Raw genomic sequence first — 25,827 nt, 5'->3', positions numbered from 1 at the left:
CTAATAATATCAATTATTATCTTGAATAGAACTCGATTATCATTGCTTCGTTGATTTCGAAATCAACTGCATCTCTTGTAGGATTTTCTAAAACTTTTGCAGTTAAAGTTCCTTCTTCTAATGATAACCATCCAGGAACTGATTTTTGTCCTACTGATTCTTTAATTATTGAAAGTTCTGTTGATCCTTCTTTAAGAGTAATTACATCACCTTGTTTTACTCTGTAAGAAGCTATGTCAACTCTCTTACCGTTTATTAAGATATGTCCGTGACTAACTATTTGTCTAGCTTGTCTTCTTGTTGAACCAAACCCTAATCTATATACTACGTTATCTAATCTTCTTTCTAAGTATTGAAGTAATAACTCACCTGTTACTCCTTCTTTTCTTGTTGCTTCTTCATATAATTTATAGAATTGTTTTTCCATTACACCATATACAAATCTTGCTTTTTGTTTTTCTCTTAATTGAGTTCCATACTCAGTTAATTTTTTATTTGCATTTGGTCTTATATTTCTTTTTGATTTTTTATTTACACCTAAAATGCTTGGATCTAATCCAAGAGTTCTACATTTCTTTAAAATAGGCTGTCTATCTCTTGCCATTTGTTAATTTCCTCCTTTGCCTTGTTAATTATAATTTTTTCTTAGGCGGTCTAGCCCCGTTATGAGGAACTGGAGTAATGTCTACTATTCTAGTTACCTCTAACTCTGTTGCTTGGATTGATCTTATTGAAGCTTCTCTTCCTGATCCAGGCCCTTTAATTTTGATTTCGATTTTTTTCATTCCATTTTCAATTGCAACTTGTGCAGCTTGTTCTGCAGCTATTTGTGCAGCAAATGGAGTTCCTTTTTTAGTACCTTTGAAACCAGATGTACCACCTGATTTCCATATAACTACTTTACCTTCACTATCAGTGATAGTAACAACTGTGTTGTTAAAAGTAGAATGTATATAAGCAATACCATTAGGTATATTTTTTAATTTTTTCTTCTTAACTACTTGTTTTTTAGCCACTTATATGGTCCTCCTATCTAAAATTTTTACTTCTTCTTAGCCACAGCCATTTTTGCTGGACCTTTTCTAGTTCTTGCATTTGTCTTAGTTTTTTGACCTCTTACTGGTAATCCCATTCTATGTCTTAAACCTCTGTAACATTTAATATCAGTTAATCTCTTGATATTAAGTCTAATTTCTTTTCTTAATTCTCCTTCTATCTTATATTCTTCTACGATAGTTCTGATTTTTCCTACTTCTTCTTCAGTTAAATCTTTAACCTTAGTATCTTTGTTTATACCAGCTTTTACTAAGATTTCATTTGAAATGCTTCTTCCTATTCCGTAGATATAAGTTAATGAGATTTCAACTCTTTTGTTTCTTGGAATGTCAACTCCTGCGATTCTAGCCAAATCCTTTCCTCCTTAAATAATTTTTTTTTACCTTCTTCAATATGCCTTTACCCAAACATAAAGTACAAGCTCTACAGCTAAACATATTTTTACAATTTTTACATAATTTAAGTAAATATATATAAAAATTTTAGATGTTTATCCTTGTACTTGTTTGTGTTTAGGGTTTTCGCATATTACTCTTACTTTTCCGTGTCTTTTGATAATTTTACATTTATCACAGATACGTTTTACAGATGCTTTTACTTTCATTTATAAAAACCCTCCTATATTATTTTTTTCTATAAACGATTCTACCTCTAGAAAGGTCATATGGTGATACTTCAACAGTAACCTTATCTCCTGGTAAAATTTTGATATAATTCATCCTCATTTTTCCTGAGATATGACCTAATAACACATGTCCATTTTCTAAACGAACTTGAAACATTGCATTTGGTAATGCTTCTAATATTTCTCCTTCTAATTCAAGAACATCCTGTTTTGCCATATTTTCACCTCAAATCTTTCTAAAAATTAAACAATAAAATGTGATGAGTAGTTTAATCCTCATCAAACCAAAATCGTTTATACTGAATAAGTATATCATAAGTTGATATATTTTTCAATAGTTTTAACACATTTTTTTACTTTTTTTTACTTTTTTTATTTACAACATTTACAGTTATTTTTTTCATAGTTTTTTTCAACTATAGCTGCATTGTATAGTTCTGTTTTTCCACAACAAACACATACCCTTAAATAATAACATTCGTTTTTTAATAAGTTAAAAAATTTTTTAGTGAAGTCATTTTCATCTTTAACATCTTTTACTGGAAGATTTAGTTTTTTTAAAATGAATTCTTCTTTTCCACAATTAATACAACACTTTTGCATTTTTTTCTCCTATTTTTCACTTAAATTTTTCAAAAAACTTAATCTATGTATATCACAAACTCCTTTTTCTTTAATACATTCATAATGCATTTTTGTTCCATAACCTTTATGTTTTGCAAAACCATATCCAGGATATTTCTTATCATATTCTTCCATAAGTATATCTCTTGTAACTTTAGCAATAATAGAAGCAGCTGCTATAGATAAAGACTTACTATCACCTTTTACTACAGCTTCTTGATTACCCAAATAACCTTTTATTTCCTTATTACCATCAACAAGTACCATTTTATCTCCTACTTCTATTTCATTTAAAGCATTATTCATAGCTAAGAAAGTTGCATTTAAAATATTAATTTCATCTATAACTTCTTCATCAACTATTCCTACTCCATAGATAATATTTTTACTATAAGTTAAAAAGTTATATAATTCTCTTCTTTTTTTATCACTTAATTTTTTTGAATCATTTAATTCTTCAAGTTCTTTACTATATCTTTTAATATATACACAAGCTGCAACTACAGGTCCTGCGAGTGGTCCACGTCCAGCTTCATCTACTCCTACAACCTTTTTCTTATATCCTTTATCAAAATCCCTAAGTTCCACTTTATCATCTCCTATTTACATTATACCCTAAGGATGATTAAAAGTAAATAAAAATGGCACCAATGTGCCATTTATTTATTACATTTTATCTACTGTTCTAATTCCAAGTAAGCTTAAAGCTTTCTTAATTACAACTGCTGTTTTTTCACATAAAGCAAGTCTTGCTTTAGTTAATTCTAAGTTATCTTGATCTATAACTTGGTTTGAATTATAGAAAGAATTAAATTCTTTAGTTAATGAATATATATATTCAGCTATTAAGTTAGGTCTATTTGTTTCATATGCTTTAATAACTGCCGTAGGTAATTTATGTAATGAAACTGCTAAGTTTCTATCTGCAAGTCCGCTACCTTCAACTAAGAATTTAGATCCTTCAAATCCTATTCCTAATTCTTTTGCTTTTCTTAATATAGACATAATTCTTACATAAGAATATTGTAAGTAAGGTCCTGTATTTCCTTCAAAGCTTAAAACTTTATCCCAAGTAAATGTTATTCCAGATGCTCTGTTTTGACTTAGATCAAAGTATTTAATTGCTCCAACACCTACAGTTTCTGCAATATACTCTCTTTCTTCTTGAGATAACTCTGGATTTTTTTCATCCACTATTTCTTGAACTTTTTCTTTAGCTTTATTTAAAATATCTTCAAGTCTAATTACATCTCCACCACGAGTTGAGAATATAGTTCCATCACCAAATCTCATTATTCCAAATTTTGTATGGAATTTATCATAATCATATGGCGCTCCTAACATTTCAGCTATTCTAAATACTTGTTTAAAGTGATCTGATTGTCTTTCATCAACAACATAAATAGCTATATCAACATTTAATTCATCTTTTCTATAAACTATAGTTGCTAAATCTGAAGTTGAATATAGGAAAGAGTTATCTTTCTTTTGAACTATACAAGGTGGTAATTCATCATTAGGGAAGAATACAACTAATGCACCTTGATCTTGTTTAGCTATACCTTTTTCTTTTAATTTTTCTAAAACTTCAGGCATCATATCATTATAGAAAGATTCTCCATTGAATAATTCAAATTCAATATCTAATCTCTTATATACTTTATCATATTCTCTTAATGAAGAAGTAATAAATTCCTTCCATAATGCATAGTTAACAGGATCTCCTGCTTGAACTTTTCTTAATTCTTCTCTTGCTTGTTCTTCTAGAACAGGATTTTCTTTTGCTTTTTGAGAAAATAGTACATATATTCTTTCTAATTCTTCAATTGCATTAGCTTCATAAGCCTCTTTATCTAACCAGTTATTGTAAGCAACTATTAATTTACCAAATTGTGTTCCCCAATCTCCTATATGGTTATCTCCATATACTGTAAATCCTAATTCTCTATATATTCTCTTTAAAGCATCTCCTATTATAGTACTTCTTAAGTGACCTGCGTGCATTCTTTTTGCAATATTTGGTGATGAATAATCTATCGCAACTATTTTATCATTAGCTACTCCATATTCATAAGCTTCTTTACCTAATTTTTCTGTCTCTTTATTTAATAATTCAGTATTGATAAAGAAATTAATAAATCCAGGCCCTGCAACTTCTACTTTTGAAATTACACCTTTACCATCAAAATTTTCTACTATAGAATTTGCGATTTCCCTTGGATTTTTACCTAACATTTTAGATTTTTGCATAGCAAAATTTGTTTGATAATCTCCAAATTCTTTTTTTGTCGCATTTTGGATATCTAATTCAGTTAATTCAAAATCATATAATTTTTTTATATTTTCATTTAAAACATCTAAAACTTGATTAATAAGTATTTTCATTCTGTCCTCCTTTATTTTTCTTTATTATTTCGCTTTATTATACTCTTATTTAACTTTGTTGTCAATGTCAAAAAAGAGTTAATTGATTAGATTCTGGAATAGATGAATCTATACAACCAAAAGTTTTTAACATTTCAAGTACTGTTTTTGAAATTTTACACCTTTTACTAAGGTCTTCAATAGAGGTAAACTCTTTTATTTCTCTTTCTTCAGCTATAGTTTTTGCAACTACTTCACCTAATTGATCCATAGCTATAAGTGGTATTCTTATTTTACCATCTTCTATAGTAAATTTCATAGCATCAGATTTATATATGTCTATAGGTAATAATTCTATTCCTCTATAATACATTTCTATAAGTATTTCAAAAAGTATTATTTGTTTTTTATCCAGTACTTTAAGATCTCTAGTTTCTAAATCTTTTCTTTTTTGTAAATTAATTTTTATTTCTTCTATAGTACCATACATTTCTTTAAATGAAAAATCATCATATTTTCTATTTAAAAAGGCATTGTAGAACTCTAGTGGATAATATACTTTAAAATATGCTATTCTAACGGCCATCATAACATAGGCTACAGCATGTCCTTTAGGGAACATATATTTAATCTTTTCACATGATTCTATATACCATTCATCTATATTATTTGCCATCATACTATTTTTGTATTCTGCCCATTTTTCCTTATTTTTAGAAGGCTGTCCTTTACGAACAAATTCCATAATATTGAAAGCTTCTGATTTATCCATACCCTTATCTATAAGTCTATTCATAATGTCATCCCTAACAGTAATAACTTCACTTAATGTAGCAACTCCATCTCTAACATATTCTTGAGCATTATTTAACCAAACATCTGTTCCATGTGAAAGTCCTGATATTCTTACAAGCTCAGCAAAAGTTGTAGGTAAAGTATCTTCTAACATTTTCTTAACAAAGTCTGTACCAAATTCTGGTATACCATTAGTACCCATTTTACATCCTATTTGTTCTTCAGTCACTCCTAAAGCTTCAGTACTATTAAATATACTTATTACTTTTTTATCAGTTAAAGGTATGTTATATATATCAACATCTGTTAAATCTTGTAACATTCTTAATGTAGTAGGATCATCATGACCTAGTATATCTAATTTAACTAACTGTTGATCCATAACGTGATAATCAAAATGTGTTGTAACTGAGCCTGAAGTTTCATCATTAGCTGGATATTGAACTGGAGTAAAATCATATATAGACTTATAATTTGGAACTACTATCATACCTCCTGGATGCTGACCTGTTGTTTTTCTTGCACCAGTACATTTAGTAGCCACTCTATATATTTCAGCCTTATTCCTATTACAATAATCATTTATTTTTTCATCTAATCTTTTTTCTTCACTAGCCTTAGTTATAGGGTCTAATTTTTTTAAACTCATATTATATTTCGAATATATTTCATTTTCAAATTCTTTCTTTATACTTTCTTCAAAGTATTTTTTCGCTGTAGTATATGCATTTTTTTCTGCAAGTCCTGATATAGTACCTGCCCTAAATACATAATCATCACCAAAAAGTTCCTTAGTATATTTATGTATTTCACTTTGATATTCTCCAGAGAAATTAAGATCTATATCAGGAGTCTTATCCCCCTTAAATCCCATAAATACTTCAAAAGGTATAGAATGTCCATCTCTTATTAAATCACAATTACAATTTGGACATTTTTTCTCTTCTAAATCAACACCTGAACCTTCAAAATCCTTCATTTCAAAATATTTACATTTTTCACATCTATAATGAGGGTAAAGTGCATTAACCTCAGTAATTCCCATAAAATATGCAACTATAGATGATCCAACAGATCCCCTTGAACCTACTAAATATCCATTATCAACTGATTTTTTAACAAGTTTTTGTGCTATTAAGTATAAAACAGCAAATCCATTACCTATAATTGAATCTAGTTCTCTTTTAACACGACTTTCTACAGCTTCAGGTAGAGGATTTCCATAAAGTTCATATGCCCTAGTATATGTCATATTCCTTACTTCATCTTCTGCACCTTCCATTACCGGTTTGTAGTCTCCATCAGGTATAGGTTTGATTTTTTCAATTTGATCATTTATTTTATGCGTATTATATATTACTACATCTTTAATATCTTCATCATTTAAATAACTAAATTCATCTAACATTTCTTCTGTAGTTCTAAAATAATTACCTGTATCTATTTGATAAGTTCTAAAAGCTCTATCTGATCCTAATAAAAGGGCAGCCTTTGATTTTCTATCCTTATCATCTAAATAATATACATTACCTGTTGCAACAGCTAACTTATTCTTATTTTTAGCCATTTCAACAAAATCTCTATTCATTTTTTCTATGAAATCATAATTTGAAATCTCTTCCATTTCTATAGCATCATTATATATACTCTTAGGATAAATTTGAACATAATCATAGAAGTCTAATTCTTTCATAATTTCATCATTAGATATTCCTCTTACATAAAGACTTACAAGTTTACCCTTATTAAATCTACCAGAATAAATAGGACTAGAAGAAATTAAAAAATTATCTCTATCTTTTTCTAAATCAGTTTTTAATATTCTAGGTTTCTTTTCACCATAATATTTTAAATGTGATATAGATACAAGTTCATATAGTCTTTTTAAACCTGCTAAATTTTTTACTAAAATAGTAATATTTTCTGTATCAGCTATTTTTGGTTTCTTCACCAACTTCTCAGTTACATCTATTAATCTTTCAACTCCTTTTGCAGAAACTAAAGCTAATAATTCTCTGAAAAGTTCTGCTGTAGCATTTGCATCATCAACAGCTCTATGGTGATTATCTAATTTAATATTAAATCTCTTAGTTAATGCATCTAAACTAAATCTTTTAACATCATCTACTAATATTTTGGCCCATTCTAATGTATCTATATATGAAAAATCTGAATCAAGATTTAAAACTTCACATTTTTTAGATATGAAACCTACGTCAAATTTTGCATTGTGGGCTACTAAAGTTGTACCTTTAACAAAATCTAAAAATCTTGGCATAACCTTATCTATAGTATCACTATTTTTAACCATAGTATCATTAATACCAGTAAGTTCTACTATTTTTTTAGGTATTATCCTTTCTGGATTAATAAATTCTGAAAATCTATCTAATACTTTTCCATTCTTTATTTTTACAGCACCTATTTCTATTATTTTATCATTTACTGGTGAAAATCCCGTAGTCTCTATATCAAATACTACGAATTCTTCCTCTTCTATAAACACATCTTTTGCATTTACTATTAAAGGTGCGCTATCATCTACCATATATGCTTCTATACCATATATTACTTTAAATTCTTCATCATCTTTAACACCCATGGCTACAAATGGAAATGCATGAACTACTCCATAATCTGTAACTGCTACAGCTTTATGCCCAAACTTTCTTGCTCTACTAACCAAAGAACCTTCTTTTCCAGATTTAGGTTCTATAGTTGATAGCATATCACTCATATTAGTATGAGCAGCAAGCTCTATTCTTTTTTCTTCTGCATTATCATTTCTTTCCCTATTTTCTACCTCAACTATATTAATACTTCTAATAATTATAGAATAATCGTCATAAAATTTTTCATATTTACCAGCTATTTCAACAACATCTCCAACTTTAAAAGCAATTTCTTCTTTATCATTTACAAACTTTGTACATGCTACTGAATTTTCGTTATCAGTAATATATATTACTATTTTTAATTTACCACTTTTAGTTGCAGCTATATCTAGGTAAAATATTTCACCTTTTAGGGCTATTTCTTGACCTATCATTAATTCTTCTACATCAGTAAACTTACTTAAACTTAATTTTGATTTTGCAAATTTTTTATTATTTACTATACCTGGTTTTTTAACTTCTTTTTGAATAGTGATTTTAGGAAAGGTAATTTCTTCTTTTTTAGTCTCCTTTATTACTGGAGCTTCTTTTTCATTAAATTCGTGTGTTATTTCTATATTAAAATCTTGAGAAAATACTTGATTTATCATTTCATTAAAAAACTTTTTCAATTTCTTATTTGTCTTTTCACCTAAATTTGAAAGTGTTATTAATTTTATAGTTAGGTCTTTTTCAGTTTGAACATATGTATGGCCTATAATATTTGAAGATAAAATTTTATTTCCATACTTTACAAACGAAATAGTATATTTTATTATTTCTTCTATACTAAATTTTTCTTTTTCACATTTATTTGTATTAAATTTAACGTGAAGAATGTCGGAAACTTGTTCTTCCAACACTCTTCTAATTACGTCTAAATTTGTAAATACATTTTCTATGTTAATAATATCAAAATTTATTATAACTTCTTCTAATCTTGATCTAAGTAATACTATTTCAGTTACCTTTATATCATTAATATTTAGGGTATCTTCTTTAACTGTAAGTATAGTATAACCTTTTTTCATTATTTATCTATCTCCGTATGTGATTTGATTATCTCTTCTTTATACTTATCTAAAACAGGATAGATATCATTATTTAAGAACTCTTCTACCTGTTCTTTTGAATATCCTATAAATCTTTCTGCTTCAAGTATGCTATCTATTTCATCTTTAATAATATCTAATCTACCATCTTTTTTAATTAATTCTATTAAATTATTATCAAGTCCTTCAAGTTTAACATTCTTAGCAGCTTCCATAGATAATTCTCTAATAATTTCATGTACATCTTGTCTATCCATACCATTTTCAACGGCTTTCATTATTATATTTTCAGTAGCCATAAACGGTAATTCTTTATCAAGATTTCTTTTTATAATTTTTTCATATACTACAGTATTTTCAAAAATATTTAACAATAGTATTAATATACCATCTATAGCTAAAAAGCTTTGTGGTACAGATAATCTTTTGTCAGCAGAATCATCTAAAGTTCTTTCAAACCATTGAGTAGATGCAACTAATTCTCCATTATGACCATTAGCCATAACAAATTTTGCAAGTGAAGCTACTCTTTCACTTCTCATAGGATTTCTTTTATATGCCATAGCTGATGATCCTATTTGTTTTTTACCAAATGGTTCTTCTATCTCTTTTAAATGTTGTAATATTCTAAAATCATTAGTTATTTTATGAGCACTTTGTGCAATATTAGATAAAAGTTGTAAGATTTGTGAATCTTGTTTTCTATCATAAGTTTGAGAAGATAAAGTCTGTTTAACTTTAAATCCTGCTTTTTCTGTAACTAATTCATCTAATTTTTTTACTTTTTCAAAATCATTAAATAGTTCTTTATAGCTTGCTTGTGTACCAGTAGTACCTTTAGCTCCTCTAAATTTTAAATTATCTAATCTAAATTCTAATTCTTCTAAATCATAAAGTAGTGATTGTATCCAAAGTGAAGCTCTTTTACCTACTGTAGTAAGTTGTGCTGCTTGAAAGTGTGTAAATCCTAAAGTAGGTAACCCTTTATACATTTCTGCAAATTTTGCCATTCTTTCTATTACAGATACTAATTTTTTTCTAACAAGTAATAAACCTTCTTTTATTTGTATAATATCTGTATTATCTCCAACATATGCACTAGTTGCACCTAAATGAATAATCTTTCTAGCATTAGGAACTAAATCACCAAAAGTATGTACATGAGCCATAACATCATGTTTTAAATCCTTTTCATATTTAGCGGCTAAACTATAGTCTATATTATGAATATTTTCTTCCATTTCTTTAATCATATCATCTGTAATGAAATCTAAACCTAATTCTTGTTCAGATTTAGCTAAATTTACCCATAGTTTTCTCCAAGTAGAAAATTTAAAATCTGGAGAGAAAATGTATTGCATTTCTTCACTTGCATATCTTTCGCATAATGGATTCACGTATTTATTCATTAAAATTCACCTCTATAAATATTTTGTTCTCTACTTGGTCCTACTGAAATTAAACTTACTGGAGTTTCTAAATAACCTTCAATAAATTCAACATATCTCTTACAGTTTTCAGGTAATTCTTCATAATTTTTAATTTTAGATATATCTTCTGTCCATCCTGGGAATTCTTTATATATTATCTCTATTTCTTGTGATTTTCTTAAGTTAGCAGAATAAGTTTGATGTATCTTACCATTAATATCATAAGCTATAGCTACTTTGATAGTTTCAAGCCCTGTTAATACATCTAATTTTGTTAATACTATATCTGTTAATCCATTAATTAATGTTGCATATTTACCAACAACTAAATCTAACCATCCACATCTTCTTGGTCTACCTGTTGTAGCTCCAAATTCATGTCCTACAGCTCTTAAATTTTCACCAATTTCATTATTTAATTCTGTAGGGAAAGGTCCTTCACCAACACGAGTTGTATATGCTTTCATTACTCCTAATACTCTATTTATTTTATTAGGTGAAACTCCACTTCCAACACAAGCTCCTCCAGCTGTAGGAGATGATGTTGTAACATATGGATAAGTTCCATAATCTATATCTAACATTAATGCTTGAGCTCCTTCAAATAGAACTTTTTTACCTTCCACAACAGCTTGGTTAATTTCAAATACTGAATCTATTATTCTATCTTTCATTTTTTCAGCTAAAACTTTATATTTTTCTAATAATTCTTCAAAAGAGAATGTTGGATATCCATATTTTTCTAAAATATCATTTTTTTCTTTAATATTCCATTCTAATTTATCTTTGAATCTATCAAAGTCTAATAAATCTCCCATTCTAATTCCATTTCTTGAAATTTTATCATTATAGCAAGGACCTATTCCTCTTTGAGTAGTCCCTATTTTATTTTCTCCAAGTGCCTCTTCTTTAGCTTTATCAATAGAAATATGATATGGCATAATAACATGTGTTCTTTCATCTACATATAGGTTACTTAAATCCTTACCCCTAGACTCAAGTTTAGAAATTTCATCTAATAATACATCTATGTCAACTACTACTCCTGAACCTATAATACATTTACCTTTATTATTAATTACACCTGATGGTAATAAATGTAATATGAACTTATCTTCTCCTACTATTACAGTATGACCTGCATTATTTCCACCTTGATATCTAACTACATAATCTGCATCTGGAGATAATACATCTATAATTTTTCCTTTACCTTCATCTCCCCATTGTGTTCCTACTACAACATAAGTATTATATTTTTTCATATTTTCTACCTTCTCTCCTATTTTATTTCTACAACTTTTCCAACAAATGGAAGTGTTCTATGTTTTTGTGCATAATCTATACCATAACCTACTACAAAGAAATCTGGTATTTTAAATCCTATATAATCTACATCAATTTCTACTTCTCTTCTTTCAGGTTTATCAAGTAAAGTACAAATTCTTAAAGTTTCAGGATTTCTTGTTAAAAGTATTTTTTTTACCTCACTTAAAGTTCTTCCAGTATCAACTATATCTTCTATAATCAATATATGTCTTCCATTAACATCTTCTTCAAGATCTTTTAAAATTCTTACTTCTCTTGAACTTTCCATAGAATTTCCATAACTTGAAACATCCATAAAATCAATAGTTAAGTCAACTTTGTTATAGTCAATTTTTCTAGCAATATCTGCCAAGAACATTGCTGAACCTCTTAGTAAACCAACTAAAAGTAAACTTTGATTTTCATACATTTTAGTAATTTCATCAGCAATTTCTTTTACTCTTTTTGCAATTTCATCTTCCTTAATTGCAACTTCTACCTTGTATTTCATTTCCTTTCAACCTACCTTATCTTTAAGTATTCATCTATAAATGCATTAATGTCTCCATCCATAACCTTATCAACATTACCTTCTTCATAATTAGTTCTATGATCTTTAACTAATTTATATGGTTGGAATACATAAGATCTAATTTGTGAACCCCATTCAATTTTAGATTCAGTACCTTTTAAATCTTTTAATTCATTTTCTCTATTTTTCATTTCTATTTCAAATAGTTTTGCTCTTAATACCTTCATAGCTGAATTTAAATTTTTGTTCTGTGATCTTTCATTTTGACAAGTAACTACTATTCCTGTGGGTAAATGAGTAATTCTAACTGCTGAATCTGTAGTATTAACATGTTGACCTCCAGCACCACTTGCCCTATATGTATCTATTTTTAAATCTTCTTTTTTTAGATTAACCTCAACATCATCTTCTATTTCAGGAGTTACATTAACTGCAGCAAATGAAGTATGACGTCTTGCATTAGAGTCAAAAGGTGAAATTCTAACTAATCTATGAACTCCCTTTTCACAATCTAAATATCCATATGCATAATCACCTTTAATAGAAAGGGTAACACTTTTAATACCAGCTTCATCACCAGGTAAAATATCTAATACTTCAATTTTAAAATTATTTTGCATAGCCCATCTATCGTACATTCTATAAAGCATAGATACCCAATCACAACTTTCTGTACCACCAGCTCCTGCATTTATAGTAAGTATAGCTGAATTTTTGTCATATTTACCATTTAACAATAATTTTACTTTAAATTTATCAAGCTCTTCAACAAATTCCTTAGTTTCTACTTCTAATTCTTCTAAACTAATTTCTTCTTGTTTGTAGAACTCTAATAATATTTGAACATTATCATTTAAAGTAATTAATTTAGTAATATCTCCAATTCTTTCTTTAAGAAAAGAAATATCTTTTAGTACTACTTGTGATTTATTTTGATCTTTATAGAATCCTTCCTCTAGAGTAAGTTTTTCTTTTTCTTCTAATTCTTGTTTTAATTTATCTAAGTCAAAGATGCTCCTTTATATCATTAAAATCACTATTCTTTTCCTCTATAATTTTTTTTAATTCGTATTCTTCCATACACTCTCCTAAGCAAATATTTTGGTTAGTATTAAATTAAGTATGACTACAGTAAATACTGTTATCATCATAATTTTACCTAAATCAACATTTTTTATAGTCATAATAACTATTAAGATAGACGCAAAAATTGCTATTGCTATTTCATGCATTTTCATACCTATAGAAACAAAAATATCTGGAAAAAATAATATAACTAATACAGAAATAGGGATAGCCTCTAAAAATCTATCCATAAACTTATTTCTAGGTATAGGTATATATTCTCCAGAAATTCTAAAAAGTTGAGTAACGATACCAGCAAGTATAACTACTAACCACATTTTCATTTTACGTCCCTCCTTACTGATATTATTGCATATATTAAACTAGTAAGTGTTAATATTAACACTATTTGTAAACTTTGTGGAATAAGATTAAATGGATATATAAACATAAATATTAATTTTAAACCTAAAGCAATCAATACTATCTTTAAGTTTTTAATATCCATTATTAAACTTGATATTAATAAAGACAAGAATGTTCCATAAAGTACAAATTTCATAGAGTTAATTATAATAAGTGGTACATAGTTTCCTAAAAGTACTCCAAAAACTGAACTTAATGAAAAACTTAAATAACCTAGTAAATTAACCCCAAAAGCAAAAGACAGACTTTTATTTTTTTTAAGAGCTAAAAAGGCTACAGTTTCATCAGTAAACATTACACCAACTAAAGATTTTGATTTTCTATCATAACCATTTAATGCCTTGTACATAGGTATATTTATTAATACATATCTAAAATTTAACATAGCCGCTGCAAATACTGCAGAAAAAATATCAAAATTAGAACTTTCAAATATCTTATACAAAAGAACTTGTGAAGCTCCAGAATAGATTATAAAAGTCATGGCTGATGATATTACTGCATTTACATTATAGCTATTTGCTATTAAACCAAGGGCAAAACCAAAAGGTATGAAAGCTATAGCAATACCTTTTGCCGCTTTCAATCCTTCAATAAATTCTTGTTTATTAAATTTTTTAATTAAGTCCATAATTTTACTCCAAATAATTATCCATTTATACACATATTATATCAAAAAATCTCCTAAATTTAAAGGTAATTTATTTATGTAAATCATTATCAACAATATTTTTAAGTAGTTGTGCACGTAAAAGCACAAGTTCTGGATAATTATAGAAAAATTTAATTTTTTCCTCATATGCTTTACCTTCTTCTGGAAATTGATTAAGAACAAAGAACATAAAACTATCAGAAAAATCTTCATATATATTATTTACTGCATATGATGAAACAAAATTATCCTTATTTATTTCATAAAATTTTTGAAAATCAATTTCAGATTTATTACTATTTTCTCTCCAATCTCTAGAAACGTTTAAGTAAAAAGTTTTATAGAATTTATTTAAATATGAATCATCAAGAAAACATTCTAATTCATTCCCAAATTCTACTTCTTCACAATCAAGTATTTTATACTGAGATTTATTTAAGGAAAATACATGGCCTAGTTCATGTATAAGGACACTAATAATACCATCTTTACTATCATTTACATCATCAACATTTATACCAAGCATTTGTTCTTCTAAACTATCTTCTGTAGTGCTTACATATGCTGCTGAAAAACTATTAGAATAAGCTTCAACCAAAGTAATATCTTCTCTCCATTTTTTAGGTGTCATTTTAACAAATATATTAAATATTTCTCTAAAGTTTTTTTCTTGATTTGCTTTCATTTTAAAATCTATTTTATCTAATTTATCATCTTTAACTTCAACTAGTCCTAAAACTTTTCTAGCATCCATATCACCTATTTTATCACTCTCAGTTTCAAATTCTTCAAATTCTTCTTCCCCAAAGTCAAAATAGTATTCATCTAAGTATAAATCTCCTAAAAGTGCACATTTTTCTACATTTTCACATATTTCATTTTTAGGCACTTCTAATGATAAATCTACGTCAATTTTATCTATAGAAAATTTTTTAGGTTTAGAATATATAACTTCTTTAAAATTTTCTTCTTTTTTTGCTTCAAAATATACAAATATACTCATTATTAAAATGATTAATAATATTAGTCTTCTAAATTTTTTATTCACTTTTCTCCCTTCAAAAAAAGGTGCCAAAATGACACCTAAATTAATTTTTTTCAAATTCTTTAATATATGTTATTACATCTTCTATTTTAATTTCTCCAGAATAGCTTCCATCTCTATGTTTAACTTCAACTAATCCATCTGCAGCACCTTTTCCAACTATTATCTTTAAAGGAATTCCTATTAAGTCTGCATCTTTAAATTTAAATCCAGCTTTTTCATTTCTATCATCATATATTACATCTATATTATTAGCTACCATATCAGCATATATTTTTTCTGAAACTTCTTTAGCAACTTCATCTTTAGTATTAAGTAAAATTAGGTCTACTAAATATGGAGCTATTGATTTAGGCCATATAATTCCAAAATCATCAAAGTTTTGTTCTATAGCTGCAGCTGCAACTCTTGATATACCTATTCCATAGCATCCCATAATTACAGTTTCTGCAACTCCCTTATCATTTAACACTTTAGTATTCATAGCTGTAGAATATTTTTTACCTAATTTAAATATATGCCCTACCTCTATTCCTCTAGCTATATCTAAAGTTCCACCATCAAGAGCTTTATCTCCTTTTTGTGCTTTTCTAATATCTCCAGATAAATCAAAATGTATATCTGATAAATTCATATTTTTGTAGTGATGTCCTTCAATATTTGCTCCACCTACAAAATTTTTCATATATTTAACTGACTCATCTATAACTACTTTAACTTTTCCTAAACAAGGTATATCTTTTAACGGCGAGAAATATCCACCAACAAATCCTAATTTTTCTAAGTCTTTATCTGTCATCATTTCAAGATCTATTTTAGCTCCAAAAATGTTTTTTACTTTTACATCATTAATTTCTAAATCTCCTCTAATTACAGCAACATAATATACAAAAGATTTATCTTCTTGTTCTTCTTTTAATAGAACTGATTTAATAGTTTTTGAAGGATCTACATTTAAGAAACTTGAAACTTCTTCTATAGTTTTCATATCAGGAGTTGCAACTAATTCTTTTTCAAGCTCTGTTGATTCATCCATAACAAAGTCTAAAACTGAAACTGCTTTTTCAACATTAGCTGCATAATCTGATTTATCTGAATAAAGTATATCATCTTCTCCACTTGAAGCAAGAACCATAAATTCATGACTTTCTGATCCACCTATACTTCCAGTATCAGCATCAACTGCTCTAAAGTCTAATCCACAACGTTCAAATATTCTACAATAAGCTTCTTTAACATTATTGTATTCTTTATCTAAACATTCTTGTGTTAAGTGAAAACTATATGCATCCTTCATTATGAATTCTCTTCCACGCATTAATCCGAATCTAGGTCTTCTTTCATCTCTAAATTTAGTTTGAATTTGATATATATTTAATGGAAGATCTTTATATGATGTAACTGTATTTCTAAATAGGTCAACTATTACTTCCTCATGTGTTGGTCCTAATACAAAATCTCTATTATTTCTATCATGTAATCTCATTAATTCTGCACCATATGAGAACCATCTTCCAGATTCTTGCCATAAATCAGCTGGTTGTAATACTGGCATTAGTATTTCTTGTGCATCTATTCTATTTAATTCTTCTCTAACAATATTTTCTATTTTCTTTAAAACTTTAAGCCCTAAAGGTAAATATGTATATACTCCTCTTGTTAATTGTCTTATCATAGATGCTCTAAGCATTAATTGATGTGATATTGTTTCTGCCTCTTTTGGCACTTCTTTATATGTTTTTATAAAAGATTTTGAAAATCTCATAATTTCTCCTTTCAAATTACTTTTTTACAACACATTATACTATTTTTAATAATTTTATTCAATAAAAAAGATTTTTTTCAATTTACCTATTGACTTTTCATAAAATCAAGGTACAATATATTGAATCAACAAGGATTGATTCACTCACCCGGTAGGGTGGCCTCTATAATACTCGCACCCCCCTCGCGAGTATTTTTTTTATTTAACTATTGACTTTTTAAATTTTCGAGGTACAATATCAATGTAAACAAAAATTCACATTATTCAAGTTTACTTAAGATTCTGTGTTAAGATGCAAAATCGTAAGATTGGCTGCCTTAAGCAGCTTTTTTTATTTCAATAATTTTCTAATTATATCAAATTCTTTTTCTTTTTTTATTTCATTTACTTTTCTTTCTATTTCTTCTTCTGAATAAAGATATATTTCATCAATATAGTTAGTATAATTAGGTAAATTAACCAATTTAAATTTCTCAATAAACATTACTTTATCCCCTTTATTTACTAGTTCATATACTAGATTTTCATCTTTTACAAAAAAAATACATTTTGTATTAACAGAAGAAATTTTAGAAAATATCCAAGATAATTTTTCATAAAATCTTTCTCTAGTATATATTGTGTCAAAATCATCAATAATCAAGAAAGTATTATCATTAACATTTACTAATCTATTAATATACATTTCAATCTGTAAATCCATTTTCTCACTTGTTGATAACATTGAAAATTCATTTTCACCTAATTTATACTCTATAGCTTTAAAAATGCTATTATTAACTTTTTCAAAATCAAAATATAAATTAAAGTTATCTAAAGTTAATATTTCCTCTTTAATCAAATCTTCTATTGATTTAAAATATTCTTGTACTGTTTCTCTCAATTTAGATGAATCTACATATTCTCTAAATGTTTCAAGTCTAGACATCAAATATGTTTTAGATGTTAATTTTATTTCATCATCTAACGTATTATCCCTTGAAATACCTAAAAATACATATTGATTTTTTTTAACCTGAGAACCATCTATTAAAAAATTTTCTTTTTCTTTACCTTCTAATCCAGAAAGAATAAAATTATACATCAATGTTTTACCCCTAGAATTCCCACCAGCTATAAATATATGATCATCAAAAGAAAAATTAGAATACTCATTCATAAAATACATCAAAACATTCATAAAATTCCTCCAAAAAAATATATATAAATATTCACATTATTCAAATTTACTAAGAGACTGTATCTTAGATAAGGTGCACAGCAAAGGAGCTAATCATTCACATTATTCAAATTTACTAAGAGACTGTATCTACTTTTCTACAAATAAATCTAAAGGTTTTCATTCACATTATTCAAATTTACTAAGAGACTGTATCATCTTGAGACATCCCACCTTTTAAATGAATCATTCACATTATTCAAATTTACTAAGAGACTGTATCATAAGCTTTTCGATTTGCTGTGTATTGCAACATTCACATTATTCAAATTTACTAAGAGACTGTATCACCTAATGGAATAGAAATATATAAAAGTCGCATTCACATTATTCAAATTTACTAAGAGACTGTATCATATATTACTAGGTTTATTCTTTATTTTTACATTCACATTATTCAAATTTACTAAGAGACTGTATCTCATTTTCCTTATCATAGTATACCACAATCCATTCACATTATTCAAATTTACTAAGAGACTGTATCAGCAATGACTGGAATTTAGGGACTAAATTACATTCACATTATTCAAATTTACTAAGAGACTGTATCCATTATCAACACAGTAACCATTAGAAAGTACATTCACATTATTCAAATTTACTAAGAGACTGTATCGTGTTATATTATAGAGATTATTTAAAGGAACATTCACATTATTCAAATTTACTAAGAGACTGTATCACATTGGGGGATACAAAAATACTTACTCTCATTCACATTATTCAAATTTACTAAGAGACTGTATCAGTTTAAATACTATATCTACAGCTTTTTTTCATTCACATTATTCAAATTTACTAAGAGACTGTATCTTTCAGGACAATATCTATCTTTGATTATTTCATTCACATTATTCAAATTTACTAAGAGACTGTATCCTATTGATTTCAAGAGCTGTAGAAAAAGGCCATTCACATTATTCAAATTTACTAAGAGACTGTATCCAGGAACATTAGGGTTATAAATAGCTATATCATTCACATTATTCAAATTTACTAAGAGACTGTATCTGTAAATACTAGCATTTAGGTTCTCTTTTTCATTCACATTATTCAAATTTACTAAGAGACTGTATCTATTTTCTTGATTTTGCCATATTCTTTCATCATTCACATTATTCAAATTTACTAAGAGACTGTATCATTAAGTATAATCTTAATGAAATTAAATTACATTCACATTATTCAAATTTACTAAGAGACTGTATCATTTAAGTACACAAGCAACTAACTTATGTACATTCACATTATTCAAATTTACTAAGAGACTGTATCATACGCTAAAGAATATGAAAAATATTTAAACATTCACATTATTCAAATTTACTAAGAGACTGTATCATTAGGAATAATATTAAGGATAATTACAACATTCACATTATTCAAATTTACTAAGAGACTGTATCTTAAAGGAAAAAGAAAAGAAAGGTAAAAAGCATTCACATTATTCAAATTTACTAAGAGACTGTATCACATATTAGCTAAAAAACTAGGATTTGAAGCATTCACATTATTCAAATTTACTAAGAGACTGTATCTGGGAGGACTTAAAAGATATTGAACCCGAACATTCACATTATTCAAATTTACTAAGAGACTGTATCAATAAAATTCCTCAATCGTTTCAATTTTTTCATTCACATTATTCAAATTTACTAAGAGACTGTATCTTCATTTGTTTTATATCTTTATTTGTCAAACATTCACATTATTCAAATTTACTAAGAGACTGTATCTTCCACTTATAACATAAGTATCAGTAACTACATTCACATTATTCAAATTTACTAAGAGACTGTATCTGATTATAGTGATATTTTAAGAGAAATAACATTCACATTATTCAAATTTACTAAGAGACTGTATCAAGTTAAGTTAGATGTTAGTGAAGGTCTAGCATTCACATTATTCAAATTTACTAAGAGACTGTATCTTACTAGATGAGGATAGGAACTTAAATGTACATTCACATTATTCAAATTTACTAAGAGACTGTATCATATGTAGTTGTCTAGCTTTTTTGTTAAATCATTCACATTATTCAAATTTACTAAGAGACTGTATCCTCTAGCAATGAAATTACATTAATTCCATTACTAGAAGACACAGTTAAAATTTGAAAATGTAACCCATTAGCAAAAAATTCACATTAAAAAAATACTAGTGGATTTTTATTTACTTTTATTTCTGTTACCTTTGGTTCTTTCAATAATACCATCATATTCTCATATTGTCTATTGGTAATCTTTAATATTCTAACTTCACCACCACATAATCTATCACTTAACTTTTTTACTCTACCTATATATTTAGAACTTTCGGCTTCATTTCTACAAAATCTTGAATAACAAGAATATTGCATCATAATAAATCCTTCAGATAATAAATTTTTTCTAAAATCTTGAGCTTGCTTTCTTTCAAATTTTGTTAAAACTGGCAAATCAAAATAAACAAGTAATCTCATTTCTTTATAACTCTTTAAAGAGATCATAAAAATCAATTTTTATTATTTCAGGTATTGCCAGTTTTTCATCACCTTCTTCTAAAAATCCTAAATAACTTTTAACTAATAACTCCATAGAATAGAGTACAGTATATTCTTTTTTATTAACTTTTACAGTTGCATTTAATAAAGAAATCAATTCTTTTCTAGTATTAATACTAAGTTCATCATCATTAACAAAATGATGCATATAATTAAAAACATAATAATCTATAATAGGTCTATACGGCTCAATAAAATCATATGTTAGATTGAAGGCATTCATCATAGAATCATGATGAACACCTATATATGTTGTAAATCCAAAACTACATAATATTCTTGTAATTGCACTTCTAAATACTCCATAACCGTAATCTAAAGCCATATTAATTGAATCTTTCTCATTTTTTCTTGTAAATCCTGTTCCATATAGATAATTAAAGAAAACTTTTGCTGCTGTTCCCTCTCTATTTTGTTCATCACTTCCAACTACTTCTTCTTCATATTTTTTCATTAAATCAATAACATCACTAGAAGCATTTTCAATTTCCATAACTTTTCTAGAATTACCTATCTTTGCTTTCAATAATTTTTCCCAAATCATTTCATTCGATTTAGATGTTTGTTGCATTTGTAAATTATGAACATATGGTAATCTATAATGTTGATTAATAGGTAAACTATATGCTACAGGCATATGCTTATAGTCACAAAAAAGCATAGTAATGTTTTTTAAAGATAATTCTGAAATTAATCTTAAGCTAATTGTACTATCTAATGATTCGAATACTATAATCGCTATATCATTTATAGGAACTGATAATTTTTGTTCATCCTTTTCTATTATTAAATTATCATTTTCAAAATGAATGTATGATTTTTGTGTAATCAGTACTTGTCTAAAAGACATTTTAATCACCTAAAATATTTCTATTTACTTTCTTAATTGATTTAATAGTTGATATTGTTATCTGATATTGTTTAAGTATTGTTTTTATAATTGATGAATCCATTAAATCTAAGTCATCCCCTAAAATACTAGCAACTTCAAATTTACCTGAAGTAAACCCAACAACTAAACATTCAGATTTTGCTCCATTATTTAATTCTAACTCTATACATTCATTTGAAACTAATTCTTGTATCAACTTATATCCATTTTGATTTAGTTTACTAAACTTAACCATATGAGAATTCTTTTCTCCCTGACCCTTCCAGATCAGTATTTCAAAATCATTACCTTTCTTCATTTGGTTATAGTTATATCTTCCTAGTGATGCAAATCTTAGACCATTTTCTCCTTCTTTTTCAAACACTAGTATTTTAACTATAGTTTGTCCCATTTCTGCATATCTTTTTTCACCTAATTTTATTAATTTATCTTTATTACCATCAACTAACTTAACTTTTTTAATAATATTTCCATTTTTTAATTTTGGATAATCCTTGCTTTTAGTTTTTATCCATTTAGCTAATGTTTCATATATTTCTTTTTGACTTCCATCTTTATCAAATATTTTTTCTAATTTCTTTTCATCTAATGTAAATACTGATACTCTCTTAGTTATTTCTCCTTTACTTTCACCTAATATTGTTTCAGCGTGTAATGCTCCATTTACTTTTGATTTAACTACATGATAAGGTAACTTAGGATTTTCTCTTTTATCAAAAATTTTAAATTTAATATCATTCAAGAAATTATCATAAGGTTTTGTTATCCCAAGTTTAAATTCCTTACCTTCTATATTTACTTTTATTCCTTTTTCATTTCCATCAAGATCTATTATTCTATCTTTACTCAGTTCTTCAGCAAATTCTTTTGAACTTACATATTCACCTTTTTCTTCAATAAATATTTCATCTTCTCTATTTTTTAAACTAGAAATCAATTGATTAAATTTAGTAAGTTTTATTTGCATAGATTTATTCATTATACTTAATAAGAATGCATCAAGTGCATGGTGTAAATGATTATCCCTATTTTTTCTATATACTTGTTCTTTTAAATTAGTTATCATTTTATATATTACTTGACTTATTTCTATATCAAGATTTTCTAGATTTTCAAAATCTACTATTTTTAAATCAAATAAAACTTTATCTTTAAATGTTTCAGATAATTTTTCTAAATTAACCTTTTTCGTTAATTCTTTTTGTAAAATTTCATCTTTAAGAGTCTTATACTCCCCTGACTTATTTTTTTCAACCTTTGTTTCAGTGCTTATCTCAAATCCTGTTTCTATATTATATGCATTAATTTTTATACTTTCTTTACCTAATTCGAATTCTTTTAAATAATATAACTTATTATTTATCTCCAAATTACCAGATTCAAAATTATGAGTAAGTCTATTTAAACCATATAAACTTCTAAGTTTTGAAGTCATCTTACCATTAAAAGCTACAACATTTCTGTTATAAATATATTTAACCTTTTCATTTCCATTTTCATCATATTTATCCTCTTCACTAACAGGAATAAGTCTTTGGAATATATTTAAAGCAAGTCTTGATGAATAACTTGTAGCATGTAATTCTCTTTCTAAAAAGTCATCTTTTACAACTTCATCTCTAAATAATAGGTTATCTTTTTTCTTATTACTGATATTAATATTTAATTCAACTCTTCTTTTAAATTCATCCCACTTTGAAGTACCCTTTAGCCATTGATAAGGTGTTCTTTCTTTTTTATCTTGATTTTCCTTACTTAGAACTAAAACCTTATTTGAATAAGAATTATCATATGACTTAGAATAAGGTAGTATGTGATCTACTTGTACTTCAGCACTAATTAATTGACGTCTTTCTATAGGTTTACCTGAGTACATACATACCTTATTTTGTTCTTCCCATAATTTAATTCTTACAAAATCTTCTTGAGATAATTTATCCTTACCTAAAACTATATCTCTATTTTCTCCATACATTTCAAATGCAGCAACTTCTTTTCTTACTCTATTATCCAATTGTTCTCTCTTAATAGAATTTCTTGTAGAAAAATCATTAGAAAAATCTCTAGCTAACTCTAAATGTACCTTTTCAGGTCTTCCATATTTAAATAAAAGTGTATTGTATAATTTTCTTAAAATTACTAATATATGTTTTACATTAGGATTAGTAACTTTTGTATTTAACACATCTTCAATCTGAGATACTGTAGGGAATTTCTTCCAATCTGTATTTGTATTAATATAGTAATTTAATGAAGATAATGAAGATTCATAATCTAGACCTTCCAACATTTTTTCATTTAGTTTTTTTACTAAACTTAAAGATAAATTTCCATTTTTTGTATAATTGGGCAACCCTTTCATAACCTCTACTACATCTTTTGCATTTTTAAATATACTATATCTATCTACTTCATTTACATAATAGTCAACTTTAGAGTCAGTTTTAGCATAAGTTAATATTTCAGCAACTAAATCTAAAAAGTCTATTCCGCCTAACTCTTCTATTCTTTCTCCTGATATATTATTTTTCTTGAAATCATTTTTTAATTTTTTATATGATGCAAGATTGTTTTTTACTAATTCCTGTTTCATTCTTTCTTTATTAAGTTTATCGTTAAAATTAGTAATTTCATCCTCTGTAATATCTTCTTTTCTTGTTTCACCAAAAGTTGATTTTCTTAGTTTTGTATAGTCATTTTTTGAAAGTTGAGGAACATCTAATATTCTTATATTTTTTGCTTCAATATTTTCTTCAATCAATGAAAATGTAAGTTTTTTATCTTTATTAAATACCAAATCGAATATTTTTTTAATTTCTTCAGAATTTAATCTTCTTTTCTCTCTTTTATTTTCAGAATCTAAATTTAAATATCTTAAATCATTTAATTTTTGAAGCATAATAAATATCTCGTAAGATGGAGAAGCTTTAACAGCTCTTACTTCACCAGTATACTTACATTTACCTGCAAGTTTACTATAATCTATCTTATATTTACTTTCTCCTCCAGGCCCATCAGAAAAGTCTCTTTGAGATGACAATATTTCAATATATGAATCTATTATATCTTTATTAAGTATTTTTTGATTTTCAAGTATCTTTCTAGCCTCATCTATAATTTGATTTCTCTTAAATCCAAATTTATAGTGTCCTTCCTTATTCTTAAATCCTAAAATACTTTTATCTTCTTCTCTTGTCATATATATTATTTCAATTGGAGTTAAACCCTTACTTTCAATTAGCTCTGTATTTTTAGCAATTATAGGTTTTAATTTCTTTTCATCTGAATCATTGTCACTAACTTTTTTCTTTAAACTTTCTAAAAGTTCTAATTCATCAGTTTTTCTATTAGATTTAAATCCTCTATTTTTACAATAAAATATCATTAGTCTTGCTATTTCATATTTACTTAATTGTTCTGTTAATCCCTTTATTCTTATACTATATATATCTTCTATTTTTCCTTCATATATATTATTAAGTTCATTTTCATTTAATAAACCTTTTTCTAATAAAAGAGTTTTAGTTCTTTCTATTCTATATTGTTTTCTTCTTAAGATTCTTCTTGCTCCTCTTTTATTTCTTCTTTCTTCATTATATAATTTACCTTTATCATTATCTAAAGGTTTAAATATAACAGAGTTTGCATCTATTAATTCTAAAGGTTCACCACTTTCATTTACTCTTGTAACTGCCCATCCAATTGATGCAACTCCTAAATCTAGTCCTAAATTATATTTCATTTTTTACACCTCCCGAATTTCTTGCAATAAAAG

At 26.7% G+C, this 25,827-nt stretch carries 21 protein-coding genes and 1 CRISPR repeat array; all 21 genes read right to left on the bottom strand.

What is annotated here, in order from left to right; translation table 11 throughout:
- Window positions 1-16 precede the first annotated feature (16 nt).
- Window positions 17-604 carry a 30S ribosomal protein S4 gene (gene rpsD, locus AYC60_RS05015; RefSeq protein WP_067321949.1) on the bottom strand — a complete coding sequence of 196 codons (588 nt, stop codon included), beginning with the start codon at window positions 602-604 and terminating at the stop codon, window positions 17-19.
- Between the two features lie 28 nt (window positions 605-632).
- Window positions 633-1,016, bottom strand: a complete 384-nt coding sequence (rpsK, locus tag AYC60_RS05010) for a 30S ribosomal protein S11 (RefSeq protein WP_066900371.1) — start codon at window positions 1,014-1,016, stop codon at window positions 633-635.
- Between the two features lie 26 nt (window positions 1,017-1,042).
- Window positions 1,043-1,408, bottom strand: a complete 366-nt coding sequence (gene rpsM, locus AYC60_RS05005) for a 30S ribosomal protein S13 (RefSeq protein ID WP_067321947.1) — start codon at window positions 1,406-1,408, stop codon at window positions 1,043-1,045.
- A gap of 138 nt (window positions 1,409-1,546) precedes the next feature.
- On the bottom strand, window positions 1,547-1,660 hold the full coding sequence (rpmJ, locus tag AYC60_RS05000; protein WP_012858378.1) for a 50S ribosomal protein L36: 114 nt from the start codon (window positions 1,658-1,660) through the stop codon (window positions 1,547-1,549).
- A 19-nt stretch (window positions 1,661-1,679) separates the two neighbouring features.
- Window positions 1,680-1,898, bottom strand: a complete 219-nt coding sequence (infA, locus tag AYC60_RS04995; protein WP_012858377.1) for a translation initiation factor IF-1 — start codon at window positions 1,896-1,898, stop codon at window positions 1,680-1,682.
- A 155-nt stretch (window positions 1,899-2,053) separates the two neighbouring features.
- On the bottom strand, window positions 2,054-2,284 hold the full coding sequence (locus AYC60_RS04990) for a hypothetical protein (protein ID WP_067321945.1): 231 nt from the start codon (window positions 2,282-2,284) through the stop codon (window positions 2,054-2,056).
- A gap of 9 nt (window positions 2,285-2,293) precedes the next feature.
- Complete coding sequence (locus tag AYC60_RS04985; RefSeq protein WP_156447681.1) at window positions 2,294-2,893, bottom strand: ribonuclease HII; 600 nt, start codon at window positions 2,891-2,893, stop codon at window positions 2,294-2,296.
- Between the two features lie 78 nt (window positions 2,894-2,971).
- Window positions 2,972-4,690, bottom strand: coding sequence for an arginine--tRNA ligase (gene argS, locus AYC60_RS04980; RefSeq protein WP_067321942.1), 1,719 nt, complete (start codon window positions 4,688-4,690; stop codon window positions 2,972-2,974).
- Between the two features lie 67 nt (window positions 4,691-4,757).
- A complete protein-coding gene (locus tag AYC60_RS04975; protein WP_067321940.1) occupies window positions 4,758-9,149 on the bottom strand; it encodes a PolC-type DNA polymerase III in 4,392 nt (1,463 codons plus the stop codon).
- The gene (purB, locus tag AYC60_RS04970; protein ID WP_067321938.1) at window positions 9,149-10,579 is read right to left on the bottom strand and encodes an adenylosuccinate lyase; all 1,431 of its coding nucleotides are present in this window, start codon (window positions 10,577-10,579) and stop codon (window positions 9,149-9,151) included. Before purB ends, AYC60_RS04975 begins: the two co-directional genes overlap by 1 nt.
- Window positions 10,579-11,865, bottom strand: coding sequence for an adenylosuccinate synthase (locus AYC60_RS04965; protein WP_067321935.1), 1,287 nt, complete (start codon window positions 11,863-11,865; stop codon window positions 10,579-10,581). Before AYC60_RS04965 ends, purB begins: the two co-directional genes overlap by 1 nt.
- 17 nt (window positions 11,866-11,882) lie before the next feature.
- Window positions 11,883-12,419, bottom strand: a complete 537-nt coding sequence (gene hpt / locus AYC60_RS04960; RefSeq protein WP_067321932.1) for a hypoxanthine phosphoribosyltransferase — start codon at window positions 12,417-12,419, stop codon at window positions 11,883-11,885.
- Between the two features lie 11 nt (window positions 12,420-12,430).
- Window positions 12,431-13,520 (bottom strand): peptide chain release factor 2 gene (gene prfB, locus AYC60_RS04955; protein WP_156447680.1). Its coding sequence is split into 2 segments (ribosomal slippage): window positions 12,431-13,447 and window positions 13,449-13,520, totalling 1,089 coding nucleotides; the frame shifts between segments, so codons are not numbered across the junction.
- Window positions 13,521-13,528: 8 nt separating this feature from the next.
- Window positions 13,529-13,849 carry an AzlD domain-containing protein gene (locus AYC60_RS04950; RefSeq protein ID WP_067321914.1) on the bottom strand — a complete coding sequence of 107 codons (321 nt, stop codon included), beginning with the start codon at window positions 13,847-13,849 and terminating at the stop codon, window positions 13,529-13,531.
- Complete coding sequence (locus AYC60_RS04945) at window positions 13,846-14,562, bottom strand: AzlC family ABC transporter permease (protein ID WP_067321912.1); 717 nt, start codon at window positions 14,560-14,562, stop codon at window positions 13,846-13,848. The genes AYC60_RS04950 and AYC60_RS04945 overlap by 4 nt, the downstream gene beginning before the upstream one ends.
- 70 nt (window positions 14,563-14,632) lie before the next feature.
- Window positions 14,633-15,631, bottom strand: a complete 999-nt coding sequence (locus tag AYC60_RS04940) for a hypothetical protein (protein WP_156447679.1) — start codon at window positions 15,629-15,631, stop codon at window positions 14,633-14,635.
- A 40-nt stretch (window positions 15,632-15,671) separates the two neighbouring features.
- On the bottom strand, window positions 15,672-17,393 hold the full coding sequence (locus AYC60_RS04935) for a proline--tRNA ligase (protein WP_067321906.1): 1,722 nt from the start codon (window positions 17,391-17,393) through the stop codon (window positions 15,672-15,674).
- Window positions 17,394-17,724: 331 nt separating this feature from the next.
- Window positions 17,725-18,573 (bottom strand): hypothetical protein, encoded by an 849-nt coding sequence (locus AYC60_RS04930; protein ID WP_067321904.1) that lies wholly within the window; start codon window positions 18,571-18,573, stop codon window positions 17,725-17,727.
- Window positions 18,574-18,601: 28 nt separating this feature from the next.
- Window positions 18,602-20,680: a CRISPR direct-repeat array (repeat unit 36 nt; unit sequence CATTCACATTATTCAAATTTACTAAGAGACTGTATC).
- 84 nt (window positions 20,681-20,764) lie between these two features.
- Window positions 20,765-21,079: a CRISPR-associated endonuclease Cas2 gene (cas2, locus tag AYC60_RS04925; protein ID WP_197416978.1), complete on the bottom strand. Its 315-nt coding sequence runs from the start codon at window positions 21,077-21,079 to the stop codon at window positions 20,765-20,767.
- A 4-nt stretch (window positions 21,080-21,083) separates the two neighbouring features.
- Window positions 21,084-22,010, bottom strand: a complete 927-nt coding sequence (cas1, locus tag AYC60_RS04920; protein ID WP_067321897.1) for a type II CRISPR-associated endonuclease Cas1 — start codon at window positions 22,008-22,010, stop codon at window positions 21,084-21,086.
- Between the two features lies 1 nt (window position 22,011).
- The gene (gene cas9, locus AYC60_RS04915) at window positions 22,012-25,794 is read right to left on the bottom strand and encodes a type II CRISPR RNA-guided endonuclease Cas9 (RefSeq protein ID WP_067321893.1); all 3,783 of its coding nucleotides are present in this window, start codon (window positions 25,792-25,794) and stop codon (window positions 22,012-22,014) included.
- Window positions 25,795-25,827 lie beyond the last annotated feature (33 nt).

The organism is Streptobacillus felis (assembly GCF_001559775.1).
In the GTDB taxonomy this organism is placed as follows: Bacteria; Fusobacteriota; Fusobacteriia; order Fusobacteriales; family Leptotrichiaceae; genus Streptobacillus; species Streptobacillus felis.
This window is presented reverse-complemented; position numbering and strand designations above follow the sequence as displayed.

Coding starts and splice junctions, on each gene's coding strand:
- purB (WP_067321938.1), bottom strand. CDS start 10,579: ATGAATAAATACGTGAATCCATTATGCGAAAGATATGCAAGTGAAGAA.
- AYC60_RS04950 (WP_067321914.1), bottom strand. CDS start 13,849: ATGAAAATGTGGTTAGTAGTTATACTTGCTGGTATCGTTACTCAACTT.
- AYC60_RS04965 (WP_067321935.1), bottom strand. CDS start 11,865: ATGAAAAAATATAATACTTATGTTGTAGTAGGAACACAATGGGGAGAT.
- AYC60_RS04975 (WP_067321940.1), bottom strand. CDS start 9,149: ATGAAAAAAGGTTATACTATACTTACAGTTAAAGAAGATACCCTAAAT.
- rpmJ (WP_012858378.1), bottom strand. CDS start 1,660: ATGAAAGTAAAAGCATCTGTAAAACGTATCTGTGATAAATGTAAAATT.
- cas2 (WP_197416978.1), bottom strand. CDS start 21,079: ATGAGATTACTTGTTTATTTTGATTTGCCAGTTTTAACAAAATTTGAA.
- cas1 (WP_067321897.1), bottom strand. CDS start 22,010: ATGTCTTTTAGACAAGTACTGATTACACAAAAATCATACATTCATTTT.
- rpsD (WP_067321949.1), bottom strand. CDS start 604: ATGGCAAGAGATAGACAGCCTATTTTAAAGAAATGTAGAACTCTTGGA.
- AYC60_RS04945 (WP_067321912.1), bottom strand. CDS start 14,562: ATGGACTTAATTAAAAAATTTAATAAACAAGAATTTATTGAAGGATTG.
- AYC60_RS04990 (WP_067321945.1), bottom strand. CDS start 2,284: ATGCAAAAGTGTTGTATTAATTGTGGAAAAGAAGAATTCATTTTAAAA.
- hpt (WP_067321932.1), bottom strand. CDS start 12,419: ATGAAATACAAGGTAGAAGTTGCAATTAAGGAAGATGAAATTGCAAAA.
- AYC60_RS04930 (WP_067321904.1), bottom strand. CDS start 18,573: ATGAATGTTTTGATGTATTTTATGAATGAGTATTCTAATTTTTCTTTT.
- argS (WP_067321942.1), bottom strand. CDS start 4,690: ATGAAAATACTTATTAATCAAGTTTTAGATGTTTTAAATGAAAATATA.
- AYC60_RS04935 (WP_067321906.1), bottom strand. CDS start 17,393: ATGAGATTTTCAAAATCTTTTATAAAAACATATAAAGAAGTGCCAAAA.
- cas9 (WP_067321893.1), bottom strand. CDS start 25,794: ATGAAATATAATTTAGGACTAGATTTAGGAGTTGCATCAATTGGATGG.
- infA (WP_012858377.1), bottom strand. CDS start 1,898: ATGGCAAAACAGGATGTTCTTGAATTAGAAGGAGAAATATTAGAAGCA.